General features: G+C 69.7%; 18 protein-coding genes, 1 other RNA gene and 1 pseudogene. 14 read left to right on the forward strand and 6 right to left on the reverse strand.

Features of this window, described 5'->3' with window-relative positions; translation table 11 throughout:
• Nucleotides 1-466: 466 nt before the first annotated feature.
• Nucleotides 467-1,138 (reverse strand): bifunctional DNA primase/polymerase, encoded by a 672-nt coding sequence (locus O7604_RS17190; protein ID WP_269704745.1) that lies wholly within the window; start codon nucleotides 1,136-1,138, stop codon nucleotides 467-469.
• 234 nt (nucleotides 1,139-1,372) lie between these two features.
• Between O7604_RS17190 and O7604_RS17195 the strand changes: the two genes are divergently transcribed.
• The 7 genes from O7604_RS17195 to O7604_RS17225 all read left to right on the forward strand — a co-directional run bounded on the left by O7604_RS17195 (nucleotide 1,373) and on the right by O7604_RS17225 (nucleotide 8,032).
• Complete coding sequence (locus tag O7604_RS17195) at nucleotides 1,373-2,602, forward strand: helix-turn-helix domain-containing protein (RefSeq protein WP_269704746.1); 1,230 nt, start codon at nucleotides 1,373-1,375, stop codon at nucleotides 2,600-2,602.
• A complete protein-coding gene (locus O7604_RS17200) occupies nucleotides 2,599-3,180 on the forward strand; it encodes a flavoprotein (RefSeq protein WP_281577099.1) in 582 nt (193 codons plus the stop codon). Before O7604_RS17195 ends, O7604_RS17200 begins: the two co-directional genes overlap by 4 nt.
• 115 nt (nucleotides 3,181-3,295) lie before the next feature.
• Nucleotides 3,296-4,132, forward strand: a complete 837-nt coding sequence (locus O7604_RS17205) for a Nif3-like dinuclear metal center hexameric protein (protein WP_281579973.1) — start codon at nucleotides 3,296-3,298, stop codon at nucleotides 4,130-4,132.
• A complete protein-coding gene (locus tag O7604_RS17210) occupies nucleotides 4,122-4,859 on the forward strand; it encodes a C4-type zinc ribbon domain-containing protein (protein WP_281577100.1) in 738 nt (245 codons plus the stop codon). The genes O7604_RS17205 and O7604_RS17210 overlap by 11 nt, the downstream gene beginning before the upstream one ends.
• 5 nt (nucleotides 4,860-4,864) lie before the next feature.
• A complete protein-coding gene (locus O7604_RS17215) occupies nucleotides 4,865-6,019 on the forward strand; it encodes a bifunctional RNase H/acid phosphatase (protein ID WP_281577101.1) in 1,155 nt (384 codons plus the stop codon).
• Nucleotides 6,020-6,146: 127 nt separating this feature from the next.
• Complete coding sequence (locus O7604_RS17220; protein ID WP_281577102.1) at nucleotides 6,147-6,389, forward strand: DUF3311 domain-containing protein; 243 nt, start codon at nucleotides 6,147-6,149, stop codon at nucleotides 6,387-6,389.
• Entirely contained in the window at nucleotides 6,389-8,032 is a 1,644-nt protein-coding gene (locus tag O7604_RS17225; protein WP_281577103.1) for a sodium:solute symporter, read from the forward strand. The genes O7604_RS17220 and O7604_RS17225 overlap by 1 nt, the downstream gene beginning before the upstream one ends.
• Nucleotides 8,033-8,087: 55 nt before the next feature.
• On the opposite strand, the gene O7604_RS17230 is transcribed toward O7604_RS17225, so the two are convergent.
• Nucleotides 8,088-8,555: a MarR family transcriptional regulator gene (locus O7604_RS17230; protein ID WP_269704751.1), complete on the reverse strand. Its 468-nt coding sequence runs from the start codon at nucleotides 8,553-8,555 to the stop codon at nucleotides 8,088-8,090.
• 56 nt (nucleotides 8,556-8,611) lie between these two features.
• Here O7604_RS17230 and O7604_RS17235 point away from each other — a divergent pair, with 56 nt between their 5' ends.
• A complete protein-coding gene (locus O7604_RS17235) occupies nucleotides 8,612-9,835 on the forward strand; it encodes an MFS transporter (RefSeq protein ID WP_281577104.1) in 1,224 nt (407 codons plus the stop codon).
• Between the two features lie 45 nt (nucleotides 9,836-9,880).
• On the opposite strand, the gene O7604_RS17240 is transcribed toward O7604_RS17235, so the two are convergent.
• A complete protein-coding gene (locus tag O7604_RS17240) occupies nucleotides 9,881-10,642 on the reverse strand; it encodes a sulfite exporter TauE/SafE family protein (RefSeq protein WP_281577105.1) in 762 nt (253 codons plus the stop codon).
• Nucleotides 10,643-10,753: 111 nt separating this feature from the next.
• Here O7604_RS17240 and rnpB point away from each other — a divergent pair.
• The 3 genes from rnpB to O7604_RS17255 all read left to right on the forward strand — a co-directional run bounded on the left by rnpB (nucleotide 10,754) and on the right by O7604_RS17255 (nucleotide 12,073).
• Nucleotides 10,754-11,162, forward strand: an RNA gene (gene rnpB / locus O7604_RS17245) — RNase P RNA component class A.
• A gap of 124 nt (nucleotides 11,163-11,286) precedes the next feature.
• Nucleotides 11,287-11,535: a contact-dependent growth inhibition system immunity protein gene (locus O7604_RS17250; protein WP_281577106.1), complete on the forward strand. Its 249-nt coding sequence runs from the start codon at nucleotides 11,287-11,289 to the stop codon at nucleotides 11,533-11,535.
• 52 nt (nucleotides 11,536-11,587) lie between these two features.
• Entirely contained in the window at nucleotides 11,588-12,073 is a 486-nt protein-coding gene (locus O7604_RS17255) for a DUF4265 domain-containing protein (RefSeq protein WP_281577107.1), read from the forward strand.
• Between the two features lie 13 nt (nucleotides 12,074-12,086).
• On the opposite strand, the gene O7604_RS17260 is transcribed toward O7604_RS17255, so the two are convergent.
• On the reverse strand, nucleotides 12,087-12,542 hold the full coding sequence (locus tag O7604_RS17260; protein WP_281577108.1) for a DUF3592 domain-containing protein: 456 nt from the start codon (nucleotides 12,540-12,542) through the stop codon (nucleotides 12,087-12,089).
• 79 nt (nucleotides 12,543-12,621) lie between these two features.
• Nucleotides 12,622-12,816, reverse strand: coding sequence for a hypothetical protein (locus O7604_RS17265; RefSeq protein ID WP_281577109.1), 195 nt, complete (start codon nucleotides 12,814-12,816; stop codon nucleotides 12,622-12,624).
• A 389-nt stretch (nucleotides 12,817-13,205) separates the two neighbouring features.
• Here O7604_RS17265 and O7604_RS17270 point away from each other — a divergent pair, with 389 nt between their 5' ends.
• Both O7604_RS17270 and O7604_RS17275 read left to right on the forward strand, forming a co-directional pair.
• Nucleotides 13,206-15,395: a tetratricopeptide repeat protein gene (locus tag O7604_RS17270; protein WP_281577110.1), complete on the forward strand. Its 2,190-nt coding sequence runs from the start codon at nucleotides 13,206-13,208 to the stop codon at nucleotides 15,393-15,395.
• A 32-nt stretch (nucleotides 15,396-15,427) separates the two neighbouring features.
• Nucleotides 15,428-15,841 carry a hypothetical protein gene (locus O7604_RS17275; protein WP_281577111.1) on the forward strand — a complete coding sequence of 138 codons (414 nt, stop codon included), beginning with the start codon at nucleotides 15,428-15,430 and terminating at the stop codon, nucleotides 15,839-15,841.
• Between the two features lie 183 nt (nucleotides 15,842-16,024).
• On the opposite strand, the gene O7604_RS17280 is transcribed toward O7604_RS17275, so the two are convergent.
• Complete coding sequence (locus O7604_RS17280) at nucleotides 16,025-16,357, reverse strand: hypothetical protein (RefSeq protein WP_281577112.1); 333 nt, start codon at nucleotides 16,355-16,357, stop codon at nucleotides 16,025-16,027.
• Nucleotides 16,358-16,420: 63 nt separating this feature from the next.
• Between O7604_RS17280 and O7604_RS17285 the strand changes: the two are divergent.
• Nucleotides 16,421-16,814 (forward strand): annotated as a pseudogene (locus O7604_RS17285) (VOC family protein).
• Nucleotides 16,815-16,835: the final 21 nt, after the last annotated feature.

Consider the following 16,835-nt stretch of genomic DNA (forward strand, 5'->3'; position numbering starts at 1 on the left):
GCCCCGCTTTGCCCCGTCGATCATGAGGTTGGCGGCACCGCTGCCCGGCGTGTCGCACCGCCAACTTCATGATCGACCACGCGTCGGCCCGGCGCGGTGGGCTGTGGGGAGCGAGGCGGGGAGGGACGCAGGCGGGGTCAGCGGAGGGGGCGGTGGAGGATGGCGGGGCGGGAGCCCGTCGGGCGAGGACGGCCGGGGCGGACGCCCAGGGGGCGGGTGAAGGCCCACGGGTGCAGGCGGCGTCGGGGCCGCGCCGGCTCGGTACCGCCGGTGTGGCGGGCAGCGTCGTCCCTGGACATGGTCAAACCCCCGCTCTGGCGCGCACGCGCCCTCGCCAGGAACAACGAGCCCGGTGCCGGGGAGGTCGCTGCCGGCCACCCGTCCGGGTCACCGGACCCGTCGTGACCAGGGAGAACGCTCGGCGTCGGCGTACGCGTTGCGGCAGCACCGGCCGGGTGCCGGGAGGTCAGCGCCCGCGGCGGGGCAGCGGGAGATGACCGGGGAACAGGTCGGCGCCGAGCGTCACCCCGGCCGCGCGTAACGCGGCGATCAGCGCGTTCTGCACCAGGTACGAGTCGGGCAGCTGCCAGCGGGCCTGCTCCGGGGCGACCGCCCAGCGCACCGTCCCCTCGGGCAGCCGGGTCGGCGGGGCCGGGATCCACGAGCCGGGTCCGTGGCGGACCACGTGGAAGCAGTGCTCCAGCTCGGGCCGCAGCGGGTCGCCGGGGCGTACCAGGAACATCCAGCGCCCGGTCGGGGTGACGAGCGCCGGTCCGCGTACGCCGAACCCGGCGGGATGGGTGGCGACCGCGTCCAGGACCTGCCGGCCCAGGTGGGCGGCGACCTCCAGGACGTCGAACGCGCGCCCGGTGGGCAGCAGGATGCCGTGCGGGCGGCTGCGCCACCAGGTGGCCACCCGGGCCGGGTCGTCGCTGGCGGCGTGCTCCCAGTCCTCGAGGGCCGGGTGGCAGCCCACCGTGGGACAGCCGGCCCGGCCGCACACGAAGCGGCTGTTGGCGAGGCAGGCGCCGGGGGTGACCGGCCAGCCGTGCAGCGCGTACCGCACCGCGACCCGGCGCAGCCGGACCCGTTCCAGCGGTGACAGGTGAGCGACGCGCGGTCGGACGTTCCTCCACATGTCAGTCGTCCCCTCTGGTCCCACCGAACCGTCCACAAGCCCGAACCGTCCACAAGCCACACGTCGAAAGCCGTCACTGCCGTAACCCACGCTCGTTGAGGTGACTAACGGTCGGTGCAACTTGCACGAAAACTACGAGAACTGGCTGGTCGGTGGACGCACAACCTGTGCGATCGGCGCGAGTCTGAGGGACGTGGGGGGACCGGCCGGCGCCGTGAGGGGGAGGGAGCAGGGATGGACGAACTACCCATAGGCCGGCGGGTGGCGTACTGGCGGAGTCGCCGCAAGATGTCCCAGCAGGTCTTCGCCGACCGGCTCGGCAAGTCCAAGAGCTGGGTGGACAAGGTGGAGCGCGGCGTCCGCCGGCTGGACAAGTTCTCCGTTCTCTACGAGATCGCCGACATCCTCCAGATCGACGTGCAGCTGCTGCACGGCAAGGACCCGGAACGGCGCACCGACGCGCTCAACTGCATCGACCAGGTCGAGGTGGAGGAGATCCGCACCGCCCTGGAACGGTACGACTCCATGAGCGCCTACTTCGACGCGGCGCCCTACCCCCCGCCGCTGGCCGACATGCGCAAGGCCGTGAACCACGCCTGGCTCACCTACCAGTACGGCCGGTACGGCATGCTGACCCGCGCGCTGCCCAAGCTGCTGCGCGACGCCCAGGCGGCGGACGCCGGCTACGCCGCCGACGAACAGGTACGCGAGGCCGCCCACCTGCTCGGGCAGGTCTACCAGATCGCCTCCTCGGTGCTGCGCAAGCTCGGCGAGTGCGACCTCGCCTGGCTGGCCGCCGACCGGTCGATGGCGGTGGCCCAGCGCGCCGACGACCCGCTGCTGGCCGGCATCGCCACCACGCGCGTCTGCAACGCGCTCGTCGCGATGGGCCGCCCCCGCCCGGCGCTGGAACTCAACGTCCGCATCGCGGGCCGGCTCGCACCGGGCGGCGACAACGACGTCCGCCCGGAACGGCTCTCCGTGTACGGCATGCTGCTGCTCCAGGGCGCGATGGCCGCTGCCCGGATCGGCGACTCGGCGACGGTGGACGACCTGCTCGCCGGCGCCGGTGAGGCGGCCACCATGCTCGGCGGCGACCACAACCACTACTGGACCTCCTTTGGCCCGACCAACCTGGAGCTGCACCGCGCGGCGGCGGCGGTCGAGCTGGGCGACGGCGGCCGGGCGGTGGAGACCCACATGCGGCTGTCCGAGCCCGCGTTCAACGCGTTGCTGCCGGAGCGGCGCGCGCACCACCTGCTCGACCTGGCCCGGGGCTACTCCCAGATCGGTGACGTCGCCAACGCCGGGGACATGCTGCTGCGCGGTGACCGGCTCGCGCCGTCGGAGATCCGGTGCCGGCCGATAGCCCACGAATTGATGTCCGAGATTCTCCGTCGCACACGTGGTGCGCCGCCTCCGCCGATCGCGGAGTTGGCTGAGCACATGGGAGTCGGAGTATGAGCGGTCCGGAGACCGCAAACGGGCACCGGCGGGTGCTCTACGTCATCGCCTGCGGTTCGCCGCTGGCCCGTCACGTCGGCCGGCTGGTCGACCTCGCCCAGCGGGACGGCTGGACGGTCTGCGTGGTCACCACGCCGGACGGCGCGAAGTTCGTCGACCGGACGGAGCTGGCCCGGCAGACCGGCCATCCGGTCCGTACGCACTACAAGAACCCGGGCGACCCGGACGTGCTACCCCCGGCGGACGCCATGCTGGTGTGCCCGGCCACCGTCAACACGATCAACAAGTGGGCGGTGGGCATCACCGACACCCTGGCGCTCGGCCTGCTGGTCGAGGCGCAGGGCATGGGGGTGCCGATCGCGGCCGTCCCGTACACGAACGAGGCGATGGCCGCGCACCCGGCGTTCCGGGCCAGTATCGACCGGCTGGCGCAGTGGGGCGTCCGGGTGGTGTTCGGCGACCACGTCGTACGCCTGCATCCGCCCGGCACGGGGGACCGGCGCGCGGACGCCTTCCCCTGGGACGCCGGCCTGGCCGCCCTGCGCGGCGCGGACCGGCCGGTCGCCCCGGTCGGCTGAGAGTCGCGACGGGTACGGCCCTCGGCAGATGCCGGGGGCCGCGCCCGGCGGCGCTCGGCGTGTATCGGCGCGGACGCCGGTAAGCTGGCCGCCCGTGAGTACAACCGTCGCCGACGTGGTGGCCGCGCTGGACCGCCGTTATCCGCCCGCCTGGGCCGAGGAGTGGGACCGGGTCGGCCTGGTGCTGGGCGAGCCCGACCACCCGGTACGCCGTGTCGCCTGCGTGGTGGACGTGGTTCCGGAGACCGTGGACGAGGCGCTCGACGCCGGCGCGGACATGATCGTCGCGCACCACCCGCTGCTGCTGCGCGGCGTCTCCTCGGTGGCCGCCACCACGTACAAGGGCCGGATCGTGCACCGGCTGATCAAGGCGGACGTCGCGCTGCACGTGGCGCACACCAACGCCGACGTGGCCGATCCCGGCGTGTCCGACGCGCTCGCCGCCCGGTTCGGGCTGACCGGGTTGCGCCCGCTGCACCCGCCCCGCCCCGGCTCGCCCGCTGCCGGGCCCGGCCGGGGCATCGGCCGCATCGGCGAGCTGCCCACCCCGATGACGCTCGCCGAGCTGACCCGGCTGGCCGCCGCCGTGCTCCCGGTCACCGCCTGGGGAGTTCGCGCCGCCGGGGATCCCGGGCGTATGGTTCGTACCCTCGCCGTCAGCGGCGGCTCGGGGGACGGCTTCCTCGCCGAGGCGACCGCGGCCGGGGTGGACGCGTTCCTCACCGCGGACCTGCGCCACCACCCGGCCGGGGAACACCTCGCCGCCGGCGGCCCGGCGCTGCTGGACGCCGCCCACTGGGCGACGGAGCGACCCTGGCTGGACGACCTGGCCGCCTACCTGGCCGCCGAGCTGGACGTCGAGACCGTGGTGTCCGACCTGGACACCGACCCGTGGACCGTGCACGCCGCCGCGCCCCGGCCGGACGACAAGGAGCCCCGACGTGAAGGCTGACCCGAAGGTGCAGCGCCGCCTGCTCGACCTCCAGGCGATCGACACCGCGCTGGCCCAGCTCGCGCACCGCCGCCGCACCCTGCCGGAACGCGCCGAGCTGGAGGCGCTGGCGCGTGAGCTGTCCGCGCTGGAGGACGAGCGGGTCCGCGCCCAGGTGGCGGTCGACGACCTGGACCGGGACATCGCCCGGATCGAGAAGGACGTCGACCAGGTGCGGGCGCGCAAGAGCAAGGACGAGGCCCGGTTGACCTCGGGCAGCGGCCCGGCCCGCGAGCTGGAGGCGATCCAGCACGAGCTGGTCTCGCTGAACCGCCGGCAGAGCGACCTGGAGGACGCCGAGCTGGAGTTGATGGAGCAGCGGGAGACCGCGCAGGGTGTGCTCGACGGCGTCGAGAGCCGGATCGCCGAGGCCCGCGAGCGCCGCGCCGCGACCGAGCAGCGCCGCGACGAGACCCTCGCCGAGATCGCCAAGGAGGAGGAGTTCAAGCGGACCGCCCGCCAGCCGCTCGCCGGTGACCTCCCGGCGGACCTGATCAGCCTCTACGACAAGATCCGCGAGGACACCGGCATGGGCGCCGCGCTGCTCACCGGTGGCCGCTGCGGCGGCTGCCGACTGGAGATGTCCGGTGCCGACTTGGCCCGAATCCGCAAGGCCGACCCGGACGACGTGGTCCGCTGCGAGGAGTGCCGGCGGATCATGGTCCGGACCAACGAGTCGGGGCTGTAGCCGTCGTGGCGGTGCGCGCGGTGGTGATCGAGGCCGACGGCGGCTCCCGGGGCAACCCCGGGCCGGCCGGCTACGGCGCTGTGGTCCGGGACCCGGAGACCGGTGAGGTGCTGGCCGAGCGGTCCGAGTCGATCGGTACTGCCACGAACAACGTGGCCGAGTACCGGGGCCTGATCGCCGGGCTGGAGGCCGCCGCCGAGCTGGGCGCGGCCGAGGTCGAGGCGCGGATGGACTCCAAGCTGGTGGTCGAGCAGATGTGCGGCCGCTGGCAGATCAAGCACCCCGGGCTGCGTCCGCTCGCCGCCCAGGCGGCCGGGCTGGTCAGCCGCTTCACCGCCGTACGGTTCACCTGGGTGCCCCGGGAGCGCAACCGGCACGCCGACGCCCTCGCCAACGCGGCCATGGACGCCGCCGCCTCGGGCGCGGCACCGGCGGCCACCCCCGTGAAGGCCGAGGCGCGGGAGGCGGCGGTCGTGCGCGCCACCGGCACCGACCCGGCCACCACGCCCGCCTCCTGGGAGCCGCGCCCCACCGAGGAGGCCACCCGGCTGATCCTGGTGCGGCACGGCGAGACCGAGCGCACCGTGCAGAAGCGCTACTCCGGCCGGGGCGACGTGCCGCTCACCGAGCGCGGCCGGGCCCAGGCCCGGGCCACCGCCGCCCGGGTGGCCGCGCTGGCGCCATCCGTCGCCGCGGTGGTCAGTTCCCCGCTGTCGAGGTGTACGGCCACCGCCGAGGCGGTCGCCGCACAGGTCGGAAACCCACCGGTACGCACCGACGACGACCTGATCGAGTGCGACTTCGGGGTCTGGGAGGGGCACACGTTCGCCGAGGTACGCGAGGGCTGGGCGGCCGAACTGGACGCCTGGCTCGCCTCCACGAGGGTCGCGCCGCCGAAGGGCGAGTCGTTCGTGACAGTCGCCGAGCGGACCGGGCGGGCGGTCGACCGGCTGCGGTCGGCGTACCCGGGGGAGACGGTCGTGGTGGTCTCCCACGTCTCGCCGATCAAGCTGGTGCTGCGCGACGCGCTCGCCGCCGGCGACGCGTTCCTGCACCGGCTCTACCTGGACACGGCGGGTATCTCGGTGCTGGACCTGTACCCGGACGGCGGCGTCGCGGTCCGCTCGGTCAACGACACCTCCCACCTCACGGACGTCTGACGGCCGCTCGGCGCATGCCGGCGGCCGTTCGGCGCATCGACATCACCCGATCGGACGTGACCCCCGTCACAGGGTCGTAGCCTCCGGCCGTCACATGGCCCGCTACGAATGCCCGGAGGGGTGTCACATGTCCGAACCGGAACCGGAGGCGCTCGACACGGCGCGATCCAGGGCGAAGGACAAGAGTCCCTGGAACTGGTTGCTCTTCATCCCGATCGTGGTGCCGCTGATCCCGGCACTGTTCAACGCCGACTCGCCCCGGCTGTTCGGCTTCCCGCGCTTCTACTGGCTGCAACTGGTCTGGATCCTGCTGGGCGTCGGCACCACCACGCTGGTCTACCAGATGACCAAGAGGCGGGGTGACCACTGATGTGGCGGGACCACCTCACCGAGATCATCGTCTTCACGCTGCTGTTCCTGCTGGTCAGCGCCATGGGTTTCGTGGCGGCCCGATGGCGCAGACCGACCGACATGGCCCACCTGGACGAGTGGGGACTGGGCGGGCGCAGCTTCGGCGGCTGGATCACCTGGTTCCTGGTCGGCGGTGACCTCTACACCGCGTACACGTTCGTGGCGGTCCCGGCGCTGATCTTCGGGGCCGGTGCGGCGGGCTTCTTCGCCGTGCCGTACACGATCGTCATCTACCCGCTGGTGTTCCTGGTGCTGTGCCGGCTCTGGTCGGTCTCGCACCGGCACGGGTTCGTCACCCCGGCCGACTTCGTCCGCAACCGGTTCGGCTCGCCGATCCTGGCGCTGCTGGTCGCGATCACCGGCATCGTCGCCACCATGCCGTACATCGCCCTGCAACTGGTCGGCATCGAGGCGGTGCTCAAGACCATGGGCGTGACCGGGGACAGCGCGCTGGCCCGGCACCTGCCGATCATCATCGCGTTCGCGATCCTGGCCGCGTACACCTATCAGTCAGGGCTGCGCGCCCCGGCGCTGATCGCGTTCGTCAAGGACTCGCTGATCTACATCGTGATCCTGGTCGCGGTGATCTGGCTGCCGTACAAACTCGGCGGCTGGGGCGCCATCTTCGACGCGGCCGACGCGAAGTTCCAGGCGTCACCCGCGCCCGGCGACGGCATCCTGCTCAACCAGAACAACCAGATCCAGTACGTGACGCTGGCGTTCGGCTCGGCGCTGGCGCTGTTCCTCTACCCGCACAGCATCACCGGCGTGCTGGCCAGCCGGAACCGCGACGTGATCAAGCGGAACATGTCCGCGCTGCCCGCGTACAGCCTGCTGCTGGGGTTGATCGCGCTGCTCGGGTACATGGCCATCGCGGCGAACGTGAAGCCGCTGCCCGGCGCGAAGGAGGGCACGACCGACGGCAACACGGTGGTGCCGCTGCTGTTCGACCAGCAGTTCCCGGACTGGTTCGCCGGGGTGGCGTACGCCGCCATCGGCATCGGCGCGCTGGTGCCCGCGGCGATCATGTCGATCGCGGCGGCGAACCTGTTCACCCGCAACATCTACAAGGAGTACCTGAAGCGGGACGCCACCCCGGCGCAGGAGGCGAACGTCTCGAAGATCACCTCGCTGGTGGTAAAGGTCGGCGCGGTGGCCTGCATCGTCTTCCTCGACCCGCAGTTCTCCATCGACCTGCAGCTCATCGGCGGCGTGATCATCCTCCAGACGCTGCCGGCGGTGGCGCTGGGTCTCTACACCCGCTGGTTCCACAGGGGTGCGCTGATCGCCGGCTGGGCGGCCGGCATGGGCCTCGGCATGTGGATGCTGTACCAGATCGGCAACCCGGCGACCGGGAAGAAGCACTTCGCCGGTTCGGCGTTCCCGCTGGAGAAGTTCGGCTTCGACACGCCGAAGACCATCTACGTCGGCATCGTGGCGGTGCTGGTGAACCTGGTGGTGGCCGCGCTGCTCACGTTGGTGCTGCGTGCCGCGAAGGTGGCCGACGGACCCGACCACACCACGCCGGACGACTACTTCGCCGACGAGGGCGACCCGCGCGTCACGCCCTCCGCCGACGCCGCCCGCGAGCCCGTGGCATGAAAGGAAGGGCCCCTTATTAACGCCTCGTGCATTGAAAGGGGCCCTTCCTAACACCTCAGCGGCGGCGGTTGCGCGCGTCGAGCGCCTCGTTGAGGCGGTGCAACATCTCCGCGAGCGTCTCCCGGTCCGCCTCGGGCCAGGCGGCGAGGATGTCGCCGTACAGCCGGGTGCGGGCCGCCCGGACGGCGGCCATCCGCTGGAGCCCGGCCGCCGTCGCGGAGATCACCGTGCCGCGCCCGTCGGCCGGGTCGGGGGTACGTGAGATCAGCCCGTCGCGCTGGAGCGCGGAGACCTGCCGGGTGACTGTCGAGCCGTCCAGGCTCAGCCGTGCGGCGAGCGCCGAGACGTTCTGCGGGCCGGCGGCGTCCAGGTGGCGCAGGATCACGTACGCGGCGCGGTCGAGCAACCGGTGCTCCGTCGTGCCGGTGCCCCGGCGGGTGGCCTCACCCAGGCGCATCAGCAGCGCGACCTCGGTTTCGATCCGGCCCAGCGTGGCCTCGGCGGCGTGGACGTCCTCGCTCATGACTGTATGATACAGGGAAAATGCCTGTACGATACAGCTATCTGGGAGGTTGCGGAGTGGATCGCCGATCCGAGCCCAACCGCAGTGCCATCTACGCCACCACGCTCGTGGCGTTCCTCGCCATCGCCGGCATCGCCGTCGTCGACCCGATCCTGCCCGCCATCGGCGAGGCGATCGGCGTCACCGCCTGGCAGGTCGAGCTGCTTTTCACCGCGTACATCGCGGTCATGGCCGTCGGGATGATCCCGGCGACGCTCGCCAGCGGACGGTTCGGTTTCAAGCCGGTGCTCGTCACCGGCGTCTCCGTCGTCGGCCTGGCCGCGATCGGAGCCTCGTTCAGCAACGACATCGTGCAGCTCTCCGTGCTGCGCGGCGTCTGGGGTCTGGGCAACGCGATGTTCTTCGCCACCGCCATGGTGGTGCTGGTCAACCTGGCGAACGACAGAGAATGGGTGGTCGGCCTGTTCGAGACCGCCCTCGGGCTCGGCTTCGCCGTCGGCCCGCTGATCGGCGGCCTGCTCGGCGAGGTGAGCTGGCGGCTGCCGTTCTTCGTCTGCGGCATGTTCATGGTGCTGGCGCTCGGCGTCGCCGCCCGCAAGCTGCGCGAACCTGCGAACAAGCAACAGCCGGTACGCCTCGGCCAGATCTTCGCCACGTACCGCAAGCCCGCGTTCGTGACGCTGTGCGTGGTCACCGCCGCGTACAACTTCGTCTTCTTCGTCGTCCTCGGCTACACGCCGCTGTTCCTGCGCCTCGACGTCATCCCGCTGGGCCTGGCGTTCACCGGCTGGGGCCTCGGCCTGGCCGCCGGCATTCTGGTGCTCGGGCACCGGCTCGCCCACCGCATCGGCGCCGTGCAGACCGTCGGCGTCGCCCTGCTCGGCCTGCTGGCCTGCATGGTCGCGTTCGCCACCTCCACCGGCACCGCCGTCTCGCTCGTCGTGCTGGTCGTGGCCGGCCTGTTCATGGGCCTCGCCAACGCCAACCTGACCGACCTGGCGCTCGGGCTCGGCTCCGCCGACCGGCGCGTCGCCACCGGCGCGTTCAACCTGGTCCGCTGGGGCGCCGCCGCGCCCGCGCCGATCATCTCCGGCAAGCTGGCCGAGCACAGCCTGGCGCTGCCGTTCTGGGTCGGCTTCGGGGTGCTCGCCGCGGGCCTGCTCGCGTACCTCGCGTTCGGCCACCTGATGGCGGCCGGCTACGGCGAACGCGTCATCTGGAACCGGGCCGCCCGCCGCGCCGAACACGCACCGGAGGAGCCGGTGGGGGAGGCCTACTGACCGGTCCCGGTCCAGCCGGGCCTGGTCCGGCCCGCCCCGGTGGCGTCAGGTCAGCGCCCGCCACAGCAGGTAGAACCCGATGGCCGTGCCGAACACCACGATCACCGTCTTCAGCACCACCTGCGGAAGCCGGCGGGCCAGCCGCGCGCCCGCGTACCCGCCGAACAGGGTGGCCGGCGCGACCACCGCGACGGCCGCCCAGTTCAACGGGCCGAACAGGGCGAACACCACGAGCGTGGTCAGCCCCACCACGGCCGAGAGCAGGTTCTTCACCGCCGACACCCGGGCCAGCGTCGCGTCGAGCACCAGCGCCAACCCGGCCACCAGCATCACCCCGAGGGCCGCGCCGAAGTAGCCGCCGTACACGGTGCCGACCGCGACCATGGTCTGCACCGTGACGGTACGGCGGCGCGCGCCCAACCGTTCCGGATGGCCGACCAGCCGGCGCAGCGGACCCTGGAACGCGAGTACGGCGGTCGCGCCCAGCACGAGGAACGGCACCACCAGCTCGAACGCGCGCGCCGGGGTGGCCAGCAGCAGCGCGCACCCGGCGATCGTGCTGAGTACGGCGGTGGGCAGCAGCGACCACAACTCCCGCCCGCGCGGCAGGTCAACCCGGCTGCCCGCCACGCTCGCCACGTACCCGGGGAAGACCGACACGGAGTTGGAGACGTTCGCCGCCACCGGCGGCAGGCCAGTGGCGATCATCGCCGGGAACGTGATCAGCGAGCCACCACCGGCCACCGCGTTCACAGTGCCCGCGGCGAGACCGGCGGCGATCAGGAGCGCGGCGTCGGAGAGATCCATGGTCCCCCGAGGCTAGTACGCCCTCGTTGTGTCACGGCGTCGACCCGTGCTGGGCCCGCCGGGGCGGAAATGGGCGCGGCGGATGCGTCGTTAGGATGAGGGCGCGACGGACGAGTCGACCGGGCGGTCGCGTCGACGGGCTCCGGCCCGTCGCCGAGGAACGTCCGGACTCCACAGGGCAGGGTGGTTGCTAACGGCAACCCGGGGTGACCCGCGGGACAGTGCCACAGAAAACAGACCGCCGGCCCGTAACGGGACGGTAAGGGTGAAACGGTGGGGTAAGAGCCCACCAGCACCCCGGGTGACCGGGGTGGCTCGGTAAACCCCACCCGGAGCAAGGCCAAGAAAGGGCCGTCACCGCAAGATGACGACCCGCGCAGACGCTTGAGGGCTGCCCGCCCGATGTCTGCGGGTAGGCCGCTGGAGCCTGCCGGCAACGGCAGGCCGAGATGGATGGCCGCCGCCGGTGCGCCTACGGGCGTGCCGGGCACAGAATCCGGCGTACAGGTCGACTCGTCCGTCGCCCACCGGCTCAGAGCCGTGATCACGGCTCGGGGCTGGTCTTCCAGTGCCGTCGCTCGCGCGCGTCGCCTGCACGAGCCAGCCGGACCCGCCCAACGTGGATGCCGATTACCCTGGCCGCCGTGACGACGATCGAGCAGGTTGACCGAGACGTTTGGTCGGACGCCGGCCCGAACGCCACGTCCCTTGTGCGACGTTGCACGGAGTTGCGACGCAAGCCGCTGGCTGAGTTCACGGTCGAAGACCTGCGCATCATGCTCGGGCAAGAGATCGGCGTGCCTGCTCTGCTGCCTCTCGCGGTGCGGTTCCTGCTCCCCGATCCGTTGCCGAGGGCGACTACTACCCGAGTGGCCTGGTGTTGCGACGAGTGATCCGGCGTGCCCAGCGGGTGTCGGATGTTGATCGATCGCCGGAAGGAGAAAGATGATGCTCGACCTGCCGGACGGGTGGGTGCAGGTGTGGTTCTCCATACCGTCCGGCAGTAATGCGACGAGCATGGGGATGGGCGCGGAACTGGTGGCGCCGAATCAGGTGCGGTTGCCAAGGGCGCCATGGGGTGCGTTCGACGCCGCGATGCACGACGTCTTTCGCATTGAGCGGGACCGGGACGGCCAGTGGTTGGTCAAGGAGAAGATCGCGGCATCGGGCTACTGCGCGATCCGCGTCTCGAGAGCTGACAACACCGATGTCGCACACTTCAAGGATGTCGTCCTGGCCGACCTCGCCCCGCTGGAGGTGAGCGGGGCGGGCATGTTTGGATTTGTCTTCCTCGATGTTCCGCCGACAGCGGATCTGCCACGGGTGCGGTCGGTCCTACGCGACGGTGAAACAGCCGGCCGCTGGACCGTCGATGAGCTGTGTGTCACCGCGGAGTGGCGGGCAGCCGCTCCACCGGACCAGATGGCCTGATGAGGTGTCCGGCCTACTCGAGCCGGGGAGGGCTTCTGATCAGTGCGAGCGAGATCACGATCACGACGAGGCCCAGGGCTGCCAGCACGGTCGGCGCCTGCAGGAGAAGATCCTCCGTCGCGTACCCGTCAGGCGTGGCAGCCCTGGTCGGATCCGTCCGGTCGACGCGGACATCGAGTACGTCCCCGACGTGGAACTCGCTCTCGTCGAGTTCGCTGGAGAACCGCTCCCGGTGCCGCACGCCGTCGAACGTGTAGTCCACGGTCAACCTCGTGGCGGCGAACGATCGGCTGATCTTGAACCGTTCGACGTGCACCACCCGGCCGGTCGTCTCGGCGCCGGCGAGTACCCGCTCGTCGATCGCCGCGGTCAGCCGAGCGTGGAGCAGCATCCCGCCGCCGACCACAAGGGTGCCCAGGACAACCGCCAGGACCAGCTTGAGTTCTCGCCGGCCGAACGGGCTCGCCATTCCCGGCCCTCCCAGCGTCCTCGGGACGAGTTCGTTGTAGCACCTCCTCGCACGTCGCCCAGAGCCGTGGCCGCCGGCGCTACAACTCGCGCCACTCTCCTGCCCGGCCGGTATCACCTGTGCGAATGAAACCCTCGATGACCTGCCAGGCGCGTTCGAGGTCGAGAACGACGTCCGCGGTGAACTCCACCGGGTCGTCCAGCACCGGTACCTCGGCATCCGTGTCCGCAGGCTCATCGGCGGCCAGCAGGGACACGGCACCCTCGTCGGTCATCAGGTGGACGACCGCCGCCGACCCCGTGAACCCGAGCGTCAGTCCTCCGCCAACCGATCTGCGACCTGCGCGTGTAATGAGGCAGATCCGGAATCGGGTTGCCGTGCCATGGCGTCCGCACGTCATCCACGTCGATCGAGCGGCTAACCCCCGAGTGGACCGCGAAGCTTGGGCGTTGAGGGCCACCCTAAGGGCCACCGCTCGTGACTCAACGGATTACAAGTCCACGCCGCCAGCGTGGGCTGCTGTCCTCGCCTAAAGCCACGTCGGAGCCGAACAGTCACCGTGCGCACGATGAGAAGACTGTCGGCTTCGGGCGAGCGGATCGATTATGCGTGATGGCTTCGGTACGCTCGGCGTTCGATACCGGTGCACCCCGAGGAGCGGCCATGGCGGAGTCAACCGACCCCCCCAAGGTTGTCGCGCCGCTGGAAGGCCACTCCAGCCGAGACGGTGACAGTCAGGTTGTCTTCAACTCGGTCAGCGGCGATGTCGGGGGGAACGTCGTCCAAGCTGGCGCCGTTCACATCCACAACCCCGATAAGCCAGCCACACCGGTACCTCGGCAACTCCCTGCCGATCCGGCACACTTCACCGGCCGAGACTCCGAGTTGGCGGAACTAGACGCGTTGCTGGAAATCGCATCGATCGGCTCGAAACCCGCAGTCCTGGTCAGTGCAGTCGCCGGCAGTGCTGGGATTGGAAAGACCGCACTCGCACTGCGGTGGGCGCACCGAGTCCGCGCCCGTTTCCCAGACGGCCAGCTCTATCTCAATCTCCGCGGGTACCACTCGCGATCGCCGATGACACCTCCGGAAGCCCTGGGTCAGCTCCTTCGTGCCTTGGGTGTCGCACCTAAGCAGGTGCCTCTGGACATCGACGAGCAAGCATCGCTGTACCGGTCCATCACCGCAGAGAAGACGGTCCTGATCATTCTCGACAACGTGGCACGGACGGAGCAGGTGGCCGAATTGCTACCTGGGTCGCCCCAGTCCTTCGTATTGGTGACTAGCCGCAGCCTACTCTCCGGCATTCAGGCGCTCCAAGGAGTCCACCGCATCCGGTTGGGACTCCTCAGCACCGAGGAGTCCATCGAGCTTCTGCGTAAAACGATCGGCCCGCAGTGGGTCAGCGCTGAACCGACGGCCGCACAGGAGTTGACACAGTTGTGCGGCAAACTCCCCCTCGCTCTTCGGATCGCCGCCCAGCGATTCACGGCGTCTCCCTACGACTCGCTTATGGAAGCTGTTTCGGAAATCCGAGAGCACAGGCTGGAGGCGCTCAGTAGCACCGATGACGATCGGGCATGCGTCAGAAGCGTGCTGTCCTGGTCCTATTCCGCGCTCCCCGACTCGAGCAAGGCGGCATTTGTGGTCCTCGGTCAGCACCCCGGTCCGGGATTCGATTTGTTGGCTGCCGCCGCGCTTCTCAATGTCAGCCTGACGCATGCGAGAAGTCAAATTTCCGCGCTCGTCGACCTTCATCTCCTGGAGCAGCCTCACCTGCGCCGTTATCGTTTCCACGACCTCGTCAGACTGTACGCGAGCGAGCTGAGCAAGGAAACCCTCGGCCCGGAGCGGGAAGAAAGTATCAAGCGCCTCGTTGGGTATTACCTGTACGTCAGTGCTGATGGCGATCGAATACTCAACGAGCACCGGAGGCGTCCCGAGATCGACGACCTCGCACCGCCGTCCGAAGTGCCGGATTTCACCAACGCGCAGGACGTCCTGAACTGGTTCGAGCTTGAAAGGGTCAACTTGATGGCCATCACCAGGATGTCCGCCGAAAGTGGCCTGGACGATCTGGCTTGGCGCACTCCCCTCCTCGCCTTCACGTTCTTCCGTCTCCGGAGCCATTGGTCGGACTACGTCGAATGCCTCACCGCAGGACTGACAGCTGCCCGTCAATGCAGCAACGAGTTCGCCGAGGGATGGATCGAGAGCAACCTGGGAATCGCCGCGAAGGAACTCGGCGAGTATGACGTCGCACTCACCCACTTCACCAGGGCACTCGAGCTTAGACAACGCCTTGGCGACCCGTACGGAGAAGGCCAGACGCTTCATCATCTGGCTGCGGTATACGAGAAGGTGGGTCGGCTCGCAGAGTCCGAACAGGCGTTGATCGCGTCCCTCGATCTTCACCGGCGAACAGAGAACCGCTACTGCGAGGCAACGACGATGCATTGCCTCGGCGAGTTCTACCTCCGTCAGGGCCGACATCGCGAAGCGATCCTGAACGCCAGAAACTCCTTGTACCTGCACCAGGAAATCGACTACCCCTTCGGGCAAGGCCACGCATGGCACCTCATCGCAGCCGTGCACGAGACACTCGATGAGTTCAACATCGCCGCCGACTCCTACGAGCAGGCATTAGAATGCCGGCGAAAGATCGGTCACATCGTCGGACAGGCCGAAACGCTCGAACGTCTGGGACACGTGTACACCGCGGACGGCAAAACGGCGGCAGGGATTGTGGCGTGGGAGGAGTCCTTATCGCTGTATGAGCAGCTCGGGGACATCCGAAGCCCGGAGCTTCGTCAGCTGCTCGGCCGGCACCAGAGCCAGTCAGCCGCCGGCTGAGCCGCCGAATCGATCGAGTCAGGAGGTGACGAATGGATCCGATCAGCTTGGCCATCGCCGCAGGGATTGCCACTAAGGGAACCGAAATCGCTGTCGGCCGGGGGGCCGAAAAGTGGAGCCAACTGGTCGCGGCGGTACGGAAGAGGCTCATTGGCGATCTAGATGGATCCGCGCTTCTGGCGAAGGCCGAGAGTGAAGGCCTTTCCTCGCCCGAAATCGATCTGCTCGCCAAGCTCATCGATTCGGCGCAATCCGAAGACGCCACTTTTCAGAGCACGCTCCAGGAAAACTGGGGACAGCTGGTCCAGGTGCAGCACTCCGACGAGCGGGTCACCAATATCATGTCGGGCAAGGCAGGCGGCCACGTCGTCCAGGCCGGCGAGATTTCGGGCGGGCTCTCGATGGGTGAGGTGCACGGTGAACCGGCGACTAGAGATCAAGGATAAGCCGTGGACTCTTTTGCTTGCGATTCGCTGATGAATGTGGTTTTTTAACCCGCTAGATCACATCGACAAACTTTGCATCGACCGAATCGGAAAGAGTGAACGTTCTGTCTCAAGTGGTTCCAAGCCTGCGGGCACGAACGGCGGAGTTTCAGTTGGAAGGGCGCACTCAGCCGGTCGGCCGGCTCACTCGTTCCGTAGCGGCGGGGGAAGCGGCGCCTCTCCCTTCAGCGCCATCTCGGCCAGCTCGATGCGTTCCGGATGGAGGACGGCGTCGCGGAGCGGGTGGCTCGGCACGTTGATGCACCGCTGACCCGCCACCGCCTCGCAGACCGGGCACTGGAGGAACAGCCCGCACTGCGGCACCAACTCGCTGCCCTGGGCCAGCGCACCCCGGCCGATCTTGACGATCGCCCGGTAGAGGTCGTCGTCCTGATGCCGGGCGGCGGCGGCTGCCACCTCCCGCATGCCCTCCCAGAACAGCTCTGCGGCCATCGGCTCGTCAATGTCGATACGCACGGTCGGGAATACCCGCCCTGGGCGTGATGGAACATCTCCCTCCAGACTTGCGATGATCGAGTGGTGACCTCCTACGTGTCCCACACCACCGTGGACTGTGCCGACGCCTATGCCCTGTCCCGCTGGTGGGCAGGCGTTCTCGACTACCGCGAGGACCCGGACGACCCGAACGAGCCGGGCCACGAGGAGTGCATGATCTACTCGCGGGACGGGCGGCATCGGCTGCTGTTCATCGAGGTGCCGGACGCGAAGCAGGTCAAGAACCGTATCCACCTCGACGCGCCCCGCCGAGGGGACGCGCGACGAGGAGCTGGCCCGGCTGACCGGGCTGGGCGCGGCAGTGGTGGCCGACCGGCGGGAGACCGACGGCACCGGCTGGGTGGTGCTCGCCGACCCGGAGGGCAACGAGTTCTGCATCCTCCGCAGCGACGCCGAGGTGGCCGCCACCCGAGCCTGACCGCGACCGAACGGCCGCCCT

Origin of the sequence: Micromonospora sp. WMMA1947 (genome assembly GCF_027497355.1) — a bacterium.
Taxonomy (GTDB): Bacteria; Actinomycetota; Actinomycetes; order Mycobacteriales; family Micromonosporaceae; genus Micromonospora.